The 19,477-nt window shown below is 61.5% G+C and carries 2 protein-coding genes; both read left to right on the top strand.

Features of this window, described 5'->3' with window-relative positions; translation table 11 throughout:
* The first annotated feature begins 273 nt into the window (after positions 1 to 273).
* A complete protein-coding gene (locus EYB53_RS03015; RefSeq protein ID WP_135476575.1) occupies positions 274 to 9,705 on the top strand; it encodes an RHS repeat-associated core domain-containing protein in 9,432 nt (3,143 codons plus the stop codon).
* Between the two features lie 363 nt (positions 9,706 to 10,068).
* Positions 10,069 to 19,443 (top strand): right-handed parallel beta-helix repeat-containing protein, encoded by a 9,375-nt coding sequence (locus EYB53_RS03010; protein WP_135476573.1) that lies wholly within the window; start codon positions 10,069 to 10,071, stop codon positions 19,441 to 19,443.
* Positions 19,444 to 19,477 lie beyond the last annotated feature (34 nt).

Genomic DNA, 19,477 nt, shown 5'->3' with positions numbered 1-19,477 from the left:
TTGGCAACGGTTTACGCAAGTTACAACGATTTTTATTTACATAATAGTGTTGCAACCAGTGGTTGCAACACTGTTTCTTTTTTGTGGAGCATGTGCGGTACCATGAGGTAAACTGCGTTGGGTTGCGCCCAGCGCCGGGAATGATCGTCTGAAACTAGTACCACATACATATCGACCCCATAGGTCAGACTGTATCAACAGTGTAGGGAAGCACGCGAGGAAGCCGAGCAAGCAAGGGGGCGACGTGTAACGTGGTGCAAAGGAGACACCACGATGGCTATGCGTTGTATCCCCCGTTTTGTGTTGAGCCTGCTCTGTGTGGGGCTCTTGGTTGCCCTGAGCAGTAGCCCGGTGGCGGCCAGTGTCATGAGGCCCGCCGAAGCGCTTGAAACCACAGCCAATACGCCATTTGCATATCCTCCTGCTGCGGTTGATGTCAGCGGCACAATCAGCAGCAATACCACCTGGACGCTCGCGAATAGCCCGTATCGGGTCACCGGCAATGTGACCGTGGCCGCAGGGGTCACGCTCACGATTGAGCCGGGGGTGGTGGTTCAGTTTAACCAATTCCGTGGCCTCTGGGTGGATGGGACGCTCAACGCCGTTGGGACGGCGGCGAACCCGATCACCTTCACGGGTACGACCGAAACCCTCGATTGGTGGAACAGTATCCACATCCAGAATGCTGGCTCGGGCACGTTCGCCTATGTCACCATCGCCTATGCCGGCTATTGGGAGTCTGGCGGGAATGCCGGGTTAAGCAAAACGGGTACCGGAGCCCTGGACATTCAGCACAGCACCATTCACGCAACCCACGGTGAAGGGTTGCGGATCGCCGCAGGCTCGAGCAGGTTCACGTCGGCCAACAATCGCTTCACCAACAATACCACCGGCGTGGTTGTGGGTGTGAATGCCTCCTTCGATGACAATACCTCGACCTTTGCCGACAATGGTATGGATGTCTATCTGGAAGGCGGCACGATCACCCAACCGGTCACCTGGAACCTCAATCCGGCTTATTCCTTCTATGTCAGCAACAATGTGACCGTCGGGGAGGCTGGCGAGCTCACGATCCTGCCGGGCACGGTGGTCAAGTTGGCCCAATACCGTATGCTCTGGGTGGATGGCATGCTGCGTGCCGAGGGTACCGCCGAGGCACCGATCTACTTCACCTCCTGGCGTGATGATACCGTCGGCGGGGATGCCAACAACGATGGGACCGCTACCTCACCCGCGAGCGACTGGTGGAACCATATTGAGGTACGGCATGCGGGCAGCGCCAGCCTGACGTATGTCACCCTTGCCTATGCTGGCTGGTGGGAGTATGGTGGTGATGCGGGCCTGGTCAAGAGCGGTACCGGTGACCTCACCCTCCAGCACAGTACCATCCGCCAGACCAGTGGCGATGGCTTGCGCGTTGCCGGAAACACCGGTCTGGTTGCCTTGACCGACACCCTACTGGTCAGCAACACCACCGGGATGCGCCTCGCGACCGCCGGTCAGGTCAGTGGTCAGGGGAACCGTTTCCAGGACAATAGCGCCTACGGCCTGCTGCAGGATGTCAATGACAGCTTTGGCTATACCGGCAATGCCTTTGCAGGCAACGGCACGGCGGCGGTCGGCATCAATGGCGGCACGCGGCTCACCGATATGTTGCTCAGCCCAGCGGGCAACCCCTTCCGCATCATTGGCAACACCACCATCACCGCTACCACCACCCTGACGGTCGAATCAGGGGTGCAGGTCGAATTCACGCAATTCCGTGGCCTCTGGGTCAACGGGACCATCCACGCTGTGGGCACGTCAACCCTCCCCATCACCTTCACAGGGACGACCGAAACCCCCGATTGGTGGAACAGCATCCACATCCAGAATGCTGGCTCGGGCACGTTCGCCTATGTCACCATCGCCAATGCTGGCTACTGGGAGTATGGCGGCAATGCCGGGTTAAGCAAAACGGGTACCGGAGCCCTGGACATTCAGCACAGCACCATTCACGCAACCCACGGTGAAGGGTTGCGGATCGCCGCAGGCTCGAGCAGGTTCACGTCGGCCAACAATCGCTTCACCAACAATACCACCGGCGTGGTTGTGGGTGTGAATGCCTCCTTCGATGACAATACCTCGACCTTTGCCGACAATGGTATGGATGTCTATCTGGAAGGCGGCACGATCACCCAACCGGTCACCTGGAACCTCAATCCGGCTTATTCCTTCTATGTCAGCAACAATGTGACCGTCGGGGAGGCTGGCGAGCTCACGATCCTGCCGGGCACGGTGGTCAAGTTTGCCCAGTACCGCATCCTCTGGGTGGATGGCATGCTGCGTGCCGAGGGCACCGCTGCGGCTCCGATCTTCTTCACGGACTGGCGTGATGATACCGTCGGCGGGGATGCCAACAACGACGGGACAGCTAGCTCACCCACGAGCGACTGGTGGAACCATATTGAGGTACGGAATGCGGGTAACGCCAGCCTGGCGTATGTCACCCTTGCCTATGCTGGCTGGTGGGAGTATGGTGGTGATGCGGGCCTGGTCAAGAGCGGTACCGGTGACCTCACCCTCCAGCACAGTACCATCCGCCAGACCAGTGGCGATGGCTTGCGCGTTGCCGGAAACACCGGTCTGGTTGCCTTGACCGACACCCTACTGGTCAGCAACACCACCGGGATGCGCCTCGCGACCGCCGGTCAGGTCAGTGGTCAGGGGAACCGTTTCCAGGACAATAGCGCCTACGGCCTGCTGCAGGATGTCAATGACAGCTTTGGCTATACCGGCAATGCCTTTGCAGGCAACGGCACGGCGGCGGTCGGCATCAATGGCGGCACGCGGCTCACCGATATGTTGCTCAGCCCAGCGGGCAACCCCTTCCGCATCATTGGCAACACCACCATCACCGCTACCACCACCCTGACGGTCGAATCAGGGGTGCAGGTCGAATTCACGCAATTCCGTGGCCTCTGGGTCAACGGGACCATCCACGCTGTGGGCACGTCAACCCTCCCCATCACCTTCACAGGGACGACCGAAACCCCCGATTGGTGGAACAGCATCCACATCCAGAATGCTGGCTCGGGCACGTTCGCCTATGTCACCATCGCCAATGCTGGCTACTGGGAGTATGGCGGCAATGCCGGGTTAAGCAAAACGGGTACCGGAGCCCTGGACATTCAACACAGCACCATTCACGCGATCCACGGTGAGGGGTTACGGATTGCCGCAGGCTCGAGCAGTTTCACCTCGGCCAACAATCGCTTCACCAACAATACCACCGGCGTGGTCGTCGGCCTGAATGCCTCCTTCGATGACAATACCTCCACCTTTGCCGACAATGGTATGGATGTCTATCTGGAAGGCGGCACGATCACCCAACCGGTCACCTGGAACCTCAATCCGGCTTACTCCTTCTATGTCAGCAACAATGTGACCGTCGGGGAGGCTGGCGAACTCACGATCCTGCCGGGCACGGTAGTCAAGTTGGCCCAATACCGTATGCTCTGGGTAGATGGCATGCTACGTGCCGAGGGCACCGCTGCGGCTCCGATCTTCTTCACCTCGTGGCGTGATGATACGGTAGGTGGGGATGCCAACAACGATGGGACCGCTACCTCACCCGCGAGCGACTGGTGGAACCATATTGAGGTACGGCATGCGGGCAGCGCCAGCCTGACGTATGTCACCCTTGCCTATGCTGGCTGGTGGGAGTATGGTGGTGATGCGGGCCTGGTCAAGAGCGGTACCGGTGACCTCACCCTCCAGCACAGCACCATTCGCCAGACGAGCGGCGATGGCCTGCGCTTGAATGGCAGCACCGGGGCACATACGCTGGTGCGCAATCAGTTGACGAACAATGCGACGGGTATCCTGGTACAGAACCAGGCCGAGGCGCTGGTGGTCAGCCACCATCTGATCGAGGGCAATACCAATTTCGGCGTGCGCAATGTCAGTTCGGCTAACGTGGATGCGCGCAGTACCTGGTGGGGCGATGCCACTGGTCCGCGTCACGCGAGCAATCCCGAGGGCCTGGGCGATACCGTGAGCGATGGCGTCCTCTTTACGCCGTGGCGCACGACGCCGAGCAGTGGGCAGATCCTCGCCCCACGGCGCGACGGCACCCTCGTCGCCGGAGACTGGCTGCGCTTTAGCGGCTCCACCGTGGATGATGCGCAGGCCACCTATCGCTGGACCTTTGGCGATGGCCGCAGCTTTGCGACCCGCACCCCGGGGTTGATCGCCTTCCCCAATCCGGGGGTAATCACCGTCACCTATACCGCGACCAGCGACGGGGGGGACGACCCGTATCCGGATCAGCAGACCTTTACGGTGGTACCAGATACGGGCAACCTGCCCGACCTGGTGCTCACCCAGGTGACGGTGCCAATCACCCTCGCCGTCGGCCAGCCAGCCAGCCTGAGCTACCGCGTGCAGAATACCGGTCAGGGTGCCGCTGGCCCCACCTGGCAAGACGCGGTCTATCTCTCGACTGATGCCCAGCTTGACCGCACCGATCAACTGCTCGGTGCCGTCGCCAGCAATCGCACCCTCGCCCCTGGGGCGAGTTACGAGCAGACGATCCTGGTGACGCTGCCCACCCTGGAGGAGGGCAGCTACAATCTGATCGTTGTCGTCAATGACACCTGGCAGGTGCTGGAACTGCGGCGGCTCAACAATGAACAGGCTACCCTGATTACCGCCCAGGTTCCCGTGCTGCAAGCCGGGGTGGATCAGGTCAGTAGCTATACGACCGGACGGGTCGAGCACTTCTATCGCCTGAACGCCACGGGTGACGGCCAGCACCTCGTACTGGATGCGAGCCGGGTGCCCACGACCCTGGAGGTCTCGCTGCGCTTTGGGGCGTTGCCAACGCGGGGCACGTATGATGAGCGCATCAGCGGTGGCGAGCGCCTGGTTGTGCCCGCCGCGACGGCGGGGCAGTGGTACCTGCTGATCGCCGGCAACGCGACGACGGATGGCACCTACACAATCCAGTATGACCTCACCGCGCTCGCCCTGACCGGCAGTGCCCCGGCGCGCCAGGGCACCCAGGCCGACCTCGAGCTTGCCCTGACTGGCGCAGGCTTCCTGAGCCCGCTGGAGATCGCGCTGGTCGGGCCGACCGGCACGGTCTATGAGGCGCAAGCAGTTGACGTTGATAGCTCCACCGCCGCACGGGCGACCTTCCCGGCGGGCACGGTGCCAGCGGGCGTCTATGGCGTCCGGGTGACGCACCACGCGCAGACGGCCACGCTGCCGACGGCCGTCACCCTGATCGAAGGTGGCACCGCCAAACTCGACCTCGACCTCATCCTACCGGCCCGCTTTGGCTACCATCAATTAGCCACGGTCTTTGTCGAATACACGAATAGCGGCGACGCCCCGATGCCCGCGCCACTGCTGCTGGTCACCGCCACCCAAAACGGGCAACCGGGGGCCATCATCACGCTTGAGCAGCACCGGCTCAGTGACGGCTTCTGGACCTCGGCGATGCCCCAGGGCTTCGCCAACGACGTACAATTCCTGGCGGCAGGCGAGACCCCAGGCGTCTTGCAACCGGGCGAAACCCGACGGGTGCCGGTGTATTATGCCGGCTGGCAACGACCGTGGGACTTCAGCTACCCACCCTTTGACTGGGAAGTGAAGGTGCTGGACGCGACCGACACGACGCCCGTGGATTGGGCCGCCCTGAAGGACGGCATGCGGCCTGACTACATGCAGCCTGACGCATGGGAGGTTGTGTGGGCGAACTATACCGCGCTGGCGGGCAACACCTGGGGCGACTACGTCAGGATGCTGAGTCAGAACGCGCAGTACCTGGCGCGACTGGGGCAGCGGGTCGACGACATCACCACGTTGCAAGCCTTCAGTTTCCGTCAGGCAGACGGCCTGAGTCCCATCCGCGTCTTGGCGAACGGCATTGATGGCAGCGTTCAGGCACCAGGCGTAGGCATCAGCTTCGAACGCAGCTACCACCAACCGATCTCGCGACGCTTTGAACTCGGCGACCTCGGGCGCGGCTGGACACATAACTGGAACCAGCAGATCACCGTGAGCACGGATGGCACGGTGAGCATCATCGATCTCACCGGCACACCGCGCATCTTCCAGCCGGATAGCCGCTACAGCGGGCGCTACCTGGCGCAACCGGGTGACCAGGGCATCTTGCGCGCCGCTGATGGCGGGCACCTGCTGACCGAAACCAGCGGCCTCGTCCAGTTCTACCGTGAGGGCAAGCTGCAGTATGTGGAAGACCCCAACGGCAACCGCATCACCTGCGCCTACACTGATGTCCACCTGACCCGGCTAAGCCACTCGGCGGGTGGAGCACTCGACTTGAGCTACAACGCTGCGGGCTACCTCACCTCGATCACCGATCAGGACGGGCGGCAGACCAGTTACAGCTATACGGGCGAGCAACTGACCAGCGTCACCGCATTCGATGGGCAGGTCACGACCTACAGCTACGGCAACACGGGAGCGGCCAACCACGCCCTGACCAGCGTCGGCCAGCCCGACGGTGTGACCTACACCTTCACCTACGACGCACAGGGGCGGCTAGCGAGCACCTACCGCGACGCTGAGCAGGAACGCCTCAGCTTCGCCTACGCGAATGGGCGGGTGAGCATGACCGATGCGTTGGGCCACACCAGCCGATCCTTCTTTGATGCGTGGGGCCGAGCCGCCAAGATCGAGAATGCGTTGGGTGAAGCGGTCGTGCTGCACTTCAACACAATTGGTCGGCTCGTCTCCGTCACCGACCCAACTGGGCTGAGTACCACCTTCGGCTACGACATCCGCGGCAACCTCACCGAAGCGACCGACGCCCTACGCCGCACGACCCGCTTTGTCTACGAGCGCAGCCAGAACCTCCTCGGTGCGGTCACCGACCCGGCGGGCAACCGTACCGCATACAGTTACGACGAGCGCGGCAACCTGAACGCGATCACCTACCCCGACACGAGTCGTGAACAGTGGAGCTACGACGCTCGGGGGAACCCGACCACCTGGACGAACCGGCGCGGGAACGCGATTAGCTATGCCTACGATACCGCCGGGCGCACCACCAGCAAGACCTACGCCGATGCGAGCGTGGTAACCTACCGCTACGACGCCCGCGGCAACCTAATCGAGGCAGTGGATGCTTCGGGCACAACAACCCTGAGCTACAACGAGCATGACGTCCTGACCCGCATCAACTTCCCCCACGACCGCTGGCTGAGCTTCAGCTACGATGCGGCAGGGCGGCGCACGACCAGCACTGATCAACTGGGCTACGAGCTCACCTACACGTACGAGGCAGGTCGCCTGAGCCAAGTGGCCGACGCCGAGGATGATCTTGTGCGCTACACCTACGATGCCAGCGGACGTCTGGCGACCCAGACGCTCGGCAATGGCGTCGTGACGACCTACAGCTATGATGCGGCTGGGCGACTGCTGAGCCTCGTCAATGCCAAACCAGACGAGAGCGAGCTCTCGCGCTTCGTCTACACCTACGACCGCCGTGGGCGGCGCATCGAGATGGAGACTCACTACGGGATGTGGCGCTACACCTACGACGATGCGGGGCAACTGTTGCAGGCCACGCTGACATCGAGTGATCCGGCGATTGCTGACCAGGATCTGCGCTATACCTACGACACACTGGGCAACCGCGTGCGCACGACCGTCAACGGGGTTGAGACGAGCTATGACGCCAACGCCCTCAACCAGTACACCAGCGTCGGTGAGCACACCTATACCTACGATCTTGACGGCAACCTGATCCGCGACGAAGGGCCGGGTGGCGTCACGGTCTACACCTACAGCGACGACAATCGCCTGATCGGGGTAACCCGTGGCGGCGACACCTGGACCTACACCTACGACGCACTGGGCAACCGGGTGGCCGTAGACGAAAATGGGGCCGTGACCCACTACGTCGTAGACCCGTTGGGCCTGGGCAATGCTGTAGCGACCTACGCTGCTGACGGCGAGCTGCAGGCACGCTACAGCTACGGGAACAGCCTACTGCAGCGTTGGACGGCGAGCGAGGGGACGAGCTTCTACAGCTTCGACCCGCTGGGCAACGCCAGCGAATTGACCAACGCAAGCACAGTGGTGCAGAACGACTACGCCTACCGGCCTTTCGGCGAAACGATCCTGCGCACCGCGACCATCGCCAACCCGTTCGAGTTCATGGGTGCGTTTGGGGTCTTGGCCGACCCAACCGGCCTGCACCATATGCGAGCGCGCCAGTACGATGCGGCGCAGGGGCGATTCTACTCCCTTGATCCGCTGGGCTTTGCCTCAGGTGACCTGAACGGCTACCGCTACGCCATGGGCAACCCGGTCAGCTTCATTGACCCTGACGGCGAGTTCCCCTTTGCGCTCCTCATTTGGTCCTATGCCACCTACCGCACCTCTTGCGGGGTCGTCGATGTTTACCACGCTGGTCAGGATCAGTTGCGCCAGCGGCGTGAGGCTGAACTGATTGATGACCCCTGGGATGATCGCGCCCGCCTTACTTCAAAGGACAGCCTTCACAGCGGAATGAGGAACGCCGAGACGGTGATCGAGTTTGTGGCTGGCGAAACAGTCGGAACCACCATTGGATCGGCAGCTGGAACAACCGTCGAGACAGTGGTCGATGTCGCATGGAGTGCAACCGACCGGCAGAAGACCTGGGGCGAGACCTTCTTCCCCTGCTCGTTCAGCCGCGACCCGATTCCGCCACCCAACCCACCGGCGGGCAGTGGCACCAGTGGGGCCGGCGGCTCGGCGGGTTCGCAAGACCCCAACGAGAAGATCAGTGTCGCGGGCTTTGGAACGGGCAATTTCGTCCGCGCCGATACGCTCGTGACCTACCGCATCGACTTCGAGAACTATCCTGACGCCACCGCCCCGGCCCAGGTTGTCACGATTCGTGACCCGCTTTCGACCGACCTCGACTGGAGCACCCTGGAACTGACCGAGATCGGCTTTGGCGAGGTCATGCTTCAGGTGCCGCCCGGACGCCAGGAGTTCCAGACCGTCGTTGACTACACCTATACCGACGACGAGTACGACTTTACGCTTGAGGTGCATGTCGAAGCCTGGCTCGAAGACGGCCAACTGAACGTCAACTTCACCTCGATTGATCCCGTGACCAACCTGCCGCCGACGGTCGACAAGGGCTTCCTGCCCCCCGAGACCGACCCGGCGACCGGACGCGGGCGCGGCTTTGTCGCCTACACCATTCGTCCGCAACCGGGCTTGCCCAGCGGCACGGCGATCCGCAATATCGCGACGATCCAGTTCGACTTCAGCCTGGAGATTGACACCAACCAGGTTGACCCGATGGATAAGAGCCAGGGCACCGACCCGACCAAGGAAGCCCTGGTCACCTTCGACCGCTTGGCCCCCACCAGCAGCGTCACCGCACTGCCTGCCGTCACCCCGACCACCCCGTTCACCGTCACCTGGCAGGGGGCCGACGACGCGAACGGCTCGGGCGTCGCCTCGTACGAGGTCTATGTGCAAGAGAGCGGAGGGGCCTGGACAACCTGGCTGACGAACACGACCGCTACGGCAGCGGCCTTTGACGGACAGAACGGCCAGACCTACAGCTTCTACGTGGTCGCAACCGACAACGTCGGCCACCGCGAAAACAAGCCCGCCCAGGCCGAAGCGACCACCACCGTCACGGTGCAGAGTCGCTACATGGTCTATTTGCCGCTGACTGTGCGGTAAGGGTGGGATAAGAGCTCGTGGCGCAAACGGCCAGCTAAACTGGCCGTTTGCGCCACCATCGGTGAGGTGAAGATCTGAGGACAATCGCATCTTCTGCTTATGCAGGTTAAGAGTGTCTTTATTTACATAATAGTGTTGTAACCAGTGGTTGCAACACTGTTTCTTTTTTGTGAACCAGGTGCGGTACCATGAGGGAGACTGCGTTGGGGTGGGCCCAGCGCCAGAAATGATCGTCTGAAACCAGTATCACATGCATGCCAATCCCAGGGGTCAAACGGCACTTCAAGCATAGCGGAACATGCCAGGGCAACGTAAGGGCATGAACGGGGGCGACATGCAACGTGGTTCAAAGGAGACACCACGATGGCTCTACGTCGTATCCCCCATTTTGTGCTCAGTCTACTCTGTGTGGGCATATTTGTTGCCCTGAGCAATAGCCCAGTGGCGGCCAGTATCACGAGAACTAGCGGAGCACGTGAGACCACAGGCAATACGCCGGTTGAATATCCTCCTGCTGCGATTGATGTCAGCGGCACCATCAACAGCAATACCACCTGGACGCTGGCGAATAGCCCGTATCGGGTCACCGGCGATGTGACCGTGGCTGCGGGCGTCACGCTCACGATTGAACCCGGGGTGGTGGTTCAATTTGCCCAGCTTATGGGCCTCTGGGTCAATGGCACCTTGCAAGCCGTTGGGACGGCAGAGAACCCGATCACCTTCACCGGCACGACAGAGCAAACAGACTGGTGGCGGTTCATCGCGGTGCAAAATGCCGGGTCGGCAACCATTGCCTATAGCACGATTGCCTATGCCGGCTGGAACGAAAACGCGGGCATTCTCAAGAGCGGTAGTGGGGCACTAAACGTGCAACACAGTACGATCCGCAACATTGGTGGCGACGGATTGCGGATTGCGGCAAGCTACAGCAACTTCACGTCGGCCAACAATAGTTTTACCAATAGCAACTATGGCGTGCGGGTGGGCATCAATGCCTCCTTCGATGACAATACGTCCACTTTCGCTGACAACACCATCAACGTCTACCTGGACAGCGGCACGATCACCCAACCGGTCACCTGGAACCTCAATCCGGCCTATTCCTTCTTTGTCAGCAGTGATATTGTGGTTGACGCAACGGGAGAGTTGGACATCCTGCCGGGCACCGTGGTGAAGTTTCAGCAATTACGTGGTCTCTGGGTTGACGGGAGCTTGCGCGCCGAGGGCACCGCCGAGGATCCCATCTATTTCACCGACTGGCGTGATGATACCGTTGGCGGTGATGCCAATAATGACGGCGACGCGACCATTCCTGCTGCCAACTGGTGGCGCTGGATCAATGTACGTACCACTGGCACGGCCAGTTTCAGCCACGCCCACATCGCCTATGCGGGGTGGAATGACTCGGTGGGACTGCTCAAGGGTGGCACAGGTGATCTGGGCATCCAGCACACGACCATCCGTCATACGGGTGGTGATGGCCTGCGGGTTGCCGGGAACACCGGTGGGGTTACCTTGAACAATACCTCGCTCGTTAGCAACACTGCGTCGGGCCTCCGCCTCATCAATGCCGGACAGGTCAGTGGTCAGAGCAACAGCTTCAGCAACAATACCTCCTATGGCATTCTGCAAGATGTCAATGACAGCTTTGGCTATACGGGCAATACCTTTACCGGCAACGGTACCGCAGCCGTCGGCATCAATGGGGGCACGCGCCTCACCGATATGCTGCTCAGCCCGGACGGCAACCCCTTCCGCATTATTGGCGACACCACCATCACTGCCACCACCACCCTCACGGTCGAGGCGGGAGTTCACGTTGAGGTCGCCCAATTACGCGGGCTCTGGGTCAATGGCACCTTGCACGCCGTGGGGACGCCAACCAGTCCCATCACCTTCACCGGCACGACAGAGACGGCGAACTGGTGGCGGTTCATCGCGGTGCAAAATGCCGGGTCAGCGACCTTTGCCTATAGCACGATTGCCTATGCTGGCTGGAATGACTCGGCTGGCATTCTCAAGGCAGGGAGCGGGGCGCTGGATCTGCAACACAGCACCATCCGCAATAACAACGGCGATGGCCTACGGATCGCGGCAGGCTACAGCAGTTTCACCTCGGCCAACAATAGCTTTGCCAATAGCAACTATGGCGTGCGGTTGGGCATCAATGCCTCCTTCGATGACACGACGTCCACCTTCGCTGACAACAATATCAACGTCTACCTGGACGGCGGCACGATCACCCAACCCGTTACCTGGAACCTCAATCCGGCCTATTCCTTCTTTGTCAGCAGTGATATTGTGGTTGACGCAACGGGAGAGTTGGACATCCTGCCGGGCACCGTGGTGAAGTTTCAGCAATTACGTGGTCTCTGGGTTGACGGGAGCTTGCGCGCCGAGGGCACCGCCGAGGATCCCATCTATTTCACCGACTGGCGTGATGATACCGTTGGCGGTGATGCCAATAATGACGGCGACGCGACCATTCCTGCTGCCAACTGGTGGCGCTGGATCAATGTACGTACCACTGGCACGGCCAGTTTCAGCCACGCCCACATCGCCTATGCGGGGTGGAATGACTCGGTGGGACTGCTCAAGGGTGGCACAGGTGATCTGGGCATCCAGCACACGACCATCCGTCATACGGGTGGTGATGGCCTGCGGGTTGCCGGGAACACCGGTGGGGTTACCTTGAACAATACCTCGCTCGTTAGCAACACTGCGTCGGGCCTCCGCCTCATCAATGCCGGACAGGTCAGTGGTCAGAGCAACAGCTTCAGCAACAATACCTCCTATGGCATTCTGCAAGATGTCAATGACAGCTTTGGCTATACCGGTAATACCTTTACGGGCAACGGCACCGCAGCCGTCGGCATCAATGGAGGCACGCGCCTCACCGATCTGTTACTTAGCCCAGCCGGCAACCCCTTCCGCCTCATTGGCGACCTCACCATCAACGCCACCACCACCCTCACCGTCGAAGCGGGGGTACGCGTTGAGGTCGCCCAATTACGCGGGCTCTGGGTCAATGGGACCTTGTACGCCGTAGGCACACCAACCAGTCCCATCACCTTCACCGGCACGACGGAGTCAACAAGCTCGTGGCGTTGGATCAATGTGCAAAATGCCGGGTCGGCGACCTTTGCCTACAGCACGATTGCTTATGCTGGCTGGAACGACAACGTAGGCATTCTCAAGACAGGGAGCGGGGCGCTGGATCTGCAACACAGCACCATCCGCAACATTGGCGGCGATGGATTGCGGATTGCGGCAGGCTACAGCAGCTTCACGTCAGCCAACAATAGTTTTACCAATAGCAACTATGGCGTGCAGGTGGGCATCAATGCCTCCTTCGATGACAATACGTCCACCTTCGCTGACAACAATATCAACGTCTACCTGGACAGCGGCACGATCACCCAACCCGTTACCTGGAACCTCAATCCGGCCTACTCCTTCTTTGTCAGCAGTGATATTACGGTTGGAGCAACGGGGGAGTTGGACATCCTGCCGGGCACCGTAGTGAAGTTTCAGCAATTACGTGGTTTCTGGGTTGACGGAATCTTGCGCGCCGAGGGCACCGCCGAGGATCCCATCTATTTCACCGAATGGCGTGATGATACGGTCGGTGGGGATGCCAATAACAATGGTGGCGCAAACGGCCCCGGCCCCAACTGGTGGCGCTGGATCAATGTGCGCAATGCGGGTACGGCCAGTTTCAGCTATGCCCACATCGCCTATGCTGGCTGGAACGATAATGTCGGCTTGCTCAAAACCGGCACCGGTGACCTCACGCTCCAGCATAGCTCCATCCGCGCTATGGGCGGCGATGGCCTGCGCTTGAATGGCAGCACCGGGACGCATACGCTCGTGCGCAATCAATTGACCAACAATGATACGGGCATCCTGGTGCAGAACCAGGCCGAGGCGCTGGTGGTCAGCCACCATCTGATCGAGGGCAATACCAATTTCGGCGTGCGCAATGTCAGTTCGGCTAACGTGGATGCGCGCAGTACCTGGTGGGGCGATGCCACTGGTCCGCGTCACGCGAGCAATCCCGAGGGCCTGGGCGATACCGTGAGCGATGGCGTCCTCTTTACGCCGTGGCGCACGACGCCGAGCAGTGGGCAGATCCTCGCCCCACGGCGCGACGGCACCCTCGTCGCCGGAGACTGGCTGCGCTTTAGCGGCTCCACCGTGGATGATGCGCAGGCCACCTATCGCTGGACCTTTGGCGATGGCCGCAGCTTTGCGACCCGCACCCCGGGGTTGATCGCCTTCCCCAATCCGGGGGTAATCACCGTCACCTATACCGCGACCAGCGACGGGGGGGACGACCCGTATCCGGATCAGCAGACCTTTACGGTGGTACCAGATACGGGCAACCTGCCCGACCTGGTGCTCACCCAGGTGACGGTGCCAATCACCCTCGCCGTCGGCCAGCCAGCCAGCCTGAGCTACCGCGTGCAGAATACCGGTCAGGGTGCCGCTGGCCCCACCTGGCAAGACGCGGTCTATCTCTCGACTGATGCCCAGCTTGACCGCACCGATCAACTGCTCGGTGCCGTCGCCAGCAATCGCACCCTCGCCCCTGGGGCGAGTTACGAGCAGACGATCCTGGTGACGCTGCCCACCCTGGAGGAGGGCAGCTACAATCTGATCGTTGTCGTCAATGACACCTGGCAGGTGCTGGAACTGCGGCGGCTCAACAATGAACAGGCTACCCTGATTACCGCCCAGGTTCCCGTGCTGCAAGCCGGGGTGGATCAGGTCAGTAGCTATACGACCGGACGGGTCGAGCACTTCTATCGCCTGAACGCCACCGGTGACGGGCAGCATCTCATGCTTGATGCGAGCCGCGTGCCCGCAACCCTGGAAGTCTCGCTGCGCTTTGGAGCGTTGCCGACGCGGGGCACGTATGATGAGCGCATCAGCGGCGGCGAACGACTCGTTGTGCCTGCCGCGACCGCAGGCCAGTGGTACCTGCTCATCGCGGGCAACGCGACCAGCGCAGGAAGCTACACGATCCAGTATGACCTCACCGCGCTCGCCCTAACCGGCAGTTCCCCGGTGCGCCAAGGCACCCAGGCCGACCTCGAACTCGCCCTCACCGGGGCGGGCTTCCTGAGCCCGCTGGAGATCGCGCTCGTCGGGTCGACCGGCACGGTCTATGAGGCGCAAGACGTTGACGTCGACAGCTACACAGCGGCCCGGGCAACCTTCTCTGCCGGGTCAGTTCCAGCGGGCGTCTATGGCGTCCGAGTGACGCACCACGCGCAGACGGCCACGCTGCCGACGGCCGTCACCCTGATCGAAGGTGGCACCGCCAAACTCGACCTCGACCTCATCCTACCGGCCCGCTTTGGCTACCATCAATTAGCCACGGTCTTTGTCGAATACACGAATAGCGGCGACGCCCCGATGCCTGCACCACTGCTGCTGGTCACCGCGACCCAAAACGGGCAACCGGGGGCCATCATCACGCTCGAGCAGCACCGGCTCAGCGACGGCTTCTGGACCTCGGCGATGCCCCAGGGCTTCGCCAACGACGTGCAATTCCTGGCCGCGGGCGAAACCCCGGGGGTCTTGCAACCGGGCGAAACCCGGCGCGTCCCGATCTACTACGCGGGCTGGCAAAAGCCCTGGGACTTCCGCTATCCTCCGTTCGACTGGGAAGTGAAGGTGCTGGACGCGAACGATACCACCCCGGTGGATTGGGCCGCCCTGAAGGACGGCATGCGGCCTGACTATGTGCAACCCGATGCCTGGGACGTGCTGTGGGCGAACTACACCACGCTGGCCGGCGACACCTGGGGCGACTACGTCAGGATGTTGAGTCAGAACGCGCAGTATCTGGCGCGGCTGGGGCAACGGGTCGACGACATCACCACCTTGCAAGCCTTCAGTTTCCGTCAGGCGGACGGCCTGAACCCGATGCGCGTCCTGGCGAGTGGGATGGACGCGGTTGTTGAAGGGCCGGGATTGACGATTGCCTTTGAGCGCAGTTACTTGCAGCCCCTGTCGCGGCGCTTTGAATTGGGCGATCTCGGGCGAGGCTGGACGCACAACTGGCACCAGGGGATGACCGTCAGCGAAGATGGCACGGTGAGCATCACGGATCTGACCGGGACACCACGCATCTTCCAGCCCGACAGCCGCTACAGTGGGCGCTACCTGGCGCAACCAGGCGATCAGGCGACACTACGAACGGCTGATGGCGGCTACCGCTTGACCGAAGCGAGTGGCTTGATCCAGTTCTACCGCGATGGCAAGCTGCAATATCTCGAAGAACCGAACGGGAACCGCATCACCATCACCTATACCGGCGACCAGATGACCCGCCTGGAACACTCGTCGGGCGACTTCCTCGCCTTCAGCTACACCCCGGCGGGCTATCTCGCCACGATCACGGATCAGCATGGACGACAAACAACCTACACCTACAACGGTGCATACCTGGCTTCCGTGACGACCGATGATGGACGAACGACGACCTATACCTACGCGACCGAGGGGGCAGCACAGCACGCCCTGACGAGCATCGGCCAACCCGATGGCGTCACGCAGAACTTCACCTACGATCCCCTGGGCCGCCTGGCGACGACCTCGCGTGACGAGGGCGCGGAGCAGATCAGCTTCACCTATAGCAGCGGGCGCGTCAATATGACGGATGCGCTCGGCAATACCAACCGCTTCTTCTTTGATACGTGGAGCCGCATCGTCAAAATCGAAAATGCCCTCGGTCAGGCGGTGGTGATGACCTTCAACGATGTCGGCAACCTGACTGCCACCACCGACCCGGATGGTTTAAGTAGCACGTTTGCCTATGACCTGCGCGGCAATCTCACGGAGACCACCGATGCCATGCGGCGTACCACCCGCTTTGCGTATGAGCGGACGGCCAATCGCCTGGCAGCCGTGACCGATGCCGCTGGCAATCGGACAAACTACAGCTATGATGCAAAAGGCAACCTGAGCACCATCGCCCATCCCGATGGCAGCACCGAAACCTGGAGCTACGATGCCCAGGGCAATCCGACCGCCCGCACCAACCGGCGCGGCAACGCGCTTGCCTCAACCTATGATGCAGCCGGACGAATCACGAGCAAGACGTATGCCGATGCAAGCACGGTGACGTACACCTACGATGCCCGCGGCAATCTTGCCACCGCCGTGGATGCCACTGGCACCACGACGTTCACCTATGATCAGCACGACTACCTGACCCGGATTGACTTCCCGCAGGATCGCTGGCTGAGTTTCACCTATGATACAGTGGGGCGGCGCAGCACCAGCACCGATCAACTGAGCTATCAGGTCACGTATCACTACGATGAAGCCGGACGCCTGAGCCGCGTTGCCGACGGCGACGGTGATCTGGTGACCTACAGCTACGACGAACTGGGGCGCCTGGCCCGCCAGGAACTGGGCAACGGGATCGTGACCACCTATGGGTACGATCCGGCCGGGCGCCTGCTGAGTCAGATCAACCGCAACCCAGACGAGACCGAGCTCGCACGCTTCGTCTACACCTACGACCGCCGTGGGCGACGGATCGAAATGGAGAGCCACTACGGGGTGTGGCGCTACACCTATGATGATGTAGGCCAACTGCTCCGGGCAACGCTCACCTCGAGTGAGGCAGCGATTGCGGATCAGGATCTGCGCTACGAATACGACGCGGTCGGCAACCGAGTACGCACCACCATTAATGGCGTGGAAGAAGCGTACGCGACCAACAACCTGAACCAGTCCACCACGGTTGGCGATCACACCTACACCTACGACCTGGATGGCAACCTGATCCGCGACGAAGGCCCTGGCGGCGTCACGGTCTACACCTACAACGACGAGAATCGGCTAACCGGTGTCACCCGTGGCGGCGACACCTGGGCCTACACCTACGATGCGCTGGGCAACCGGGTGGCGGTTGATGAAAACGGGGCCGTGACGCACTCTGTCGTTGACCCGCTGGGCCTGGGGAATACGGTTGGCACCTATGCCAATGACGGGAGCCTAGTGGCGCGCTACGCCTACGGGAGTAGTCTGGTTCAGCGCTGGTCGGCAACTGACGGAGCAAGCTACTACAGCTTCGACCCGATGGGCAATGTCAGCGAGGTAACCGGGGTCGCCGGGGTGGTGCAGAACACCTACGCCTACCGACCCTTTGGCGAGACGGCGCTGCGCAATGTGACGATCCCGAACCCGTTCGAGTTTATGGGGGCTTTTGGCGTAATGGCTGACTCAACCGGGCTGCATCATGTCCGCGCACGGCAGTATGATGCGCAGCGAGGCCGGTTCAATGCGATGGATCCCCTTGGCTTTGGCTCGGGCGACCTCAATGGCTACCGCTACGCGATGAACAACCCGATGAGCTTTGTTGACCCGGATGGGGAAATTCCCTTTGCGGTGATCGTCATCGGCAAATGGGCGATCGGGGCCTATACCTCGTACCGCACCGCGTGTGGCGTTGCCGATGTCTACTATGCCGGCCAGGACGAACTCCGCAAGAAACGCGAGGCGAACCTGATTGACGATCCGCTCGACGAGCGCTCACGGCTCGACTGGCGCAGCAATCTCCGCAGTGGAACCAAGAATGCCGAGACAGCGATCGAATTTGTGGCGGGAGGAACCATCCCGCACAAGGACGCGCTTGATATCTCACGCGATGCATTGAATAAGAAGAAGACCTGGGGCGAGACCTTCTTCCCCTGCTCGTTCAGCCGCGACCCGATTCCGCCACCCAACCCACCGGCGGGCAGTGGCACCAGTGGGGCCGGCGGCTCGGCGGGTTCGCAAGACCCCAACGAGAAGATCAGTGTCGCGGGCTTTGGAACGGGCAATTTCGTCCGCGCCGATACGCTCGTGACCTACCGCATCGACTTCGAGAACTATCCTGACGCCACCGCCCCGGCCCAGGTTGTCACGATTCGTGACCCGCTTTCGACCGACCTCGACTGGAGCACCCTGGAACTGACCGAGATCGGCTTTGGCGAGGTCATGCTTCAGGTGCCGCCCGGACGCCAGGAGTTCCAGACCGTCGTTGACTACACCTATACCGACGACGAGTACGACTTTACGCTTGAGGTGCATGTCGAAGCCTGGCTCGAAGACGGCCAACTGAACGTCAACTTCACCTCGATTGATCCCGTGACCAACCTGCCGCCGACGGTCGACAAGGGCTTCCTGCCCCCCGAGACCGACCCGGCGACCGGACGCGGGCGCGGCTTTGTCGCCTACACCATTCGTCCGCAACCGGGCTTGCCCAGCGGCACGGCGATCCGCAATATCGCGACGATCCAGTTCGACTTCAGCCTGGAGATTGACACCAACCAGGTTGACCCGATGGATAAGAGCCAGGGCACCGACCCGACCAAGGAAGCCCTGGTCACCTTCGACCGCTTGGCCCCCACCAGCAGCGTCACCGCACTGCCTGCCGTCACCCCGACCACCCCGTTCACCGTCACCTGGCAGGGGGCCGACGACGCGAACGGCTCGGGCGTCGCCTCGTACGAGGTCTATGTGCAAGAGAGCGGAGGGGCCTGGACAACCTGGCTGACGAACACGACCGCTACGGCAGCGGCCTTTGACGGACAGAACGGCCAGACCTACAGCTTCTACGTGGTCGCAACCGACCACGTCGGCCACCGTGAAAGCAAGCCCGCCCAGGCCGAAGCGACCACCACCGTCGCAGTGCAGAGTCGCTACATGGTCTATTTGCCGCTGACTGTGCGGTAAAAGGAAAGAAACTGGATTGGTGTGACCAACGAGG

This window comes from Candidatus Chloroploca mongolica, assembly GCF_004762035.2.
Taxonomy (GTDB): domain Bacteria; phylum Chloroflexota; class Chloroflexia; order Chloroflexales; family Chloroflexaceae; genus Chloroploca; species Chloroploca mongolica.
The sequence above is the reverse complement of the archived record's forward strand: the minus strand, read 5'-3'. Positions and strand labels throughout refer to the sequence as shown.

Excerpts from the sequence above, each read along its gene's own strand:
- EYB53_RS03015 (WP_135476575.1), top strand. The coding sequence starts at position 274 with ATGGCTATGCGTTGTATCCCCCGTTTTGTGTTGAGCCTGCTCTGTGTG.
- EYB53_RS03010 (WP_135476573.1), top strand. The coding sequence starts at position 10,069 with ATGGCTCTACGTCGTATCCCCCATTTTGTGCTCAGTCTACTCTGTGTG.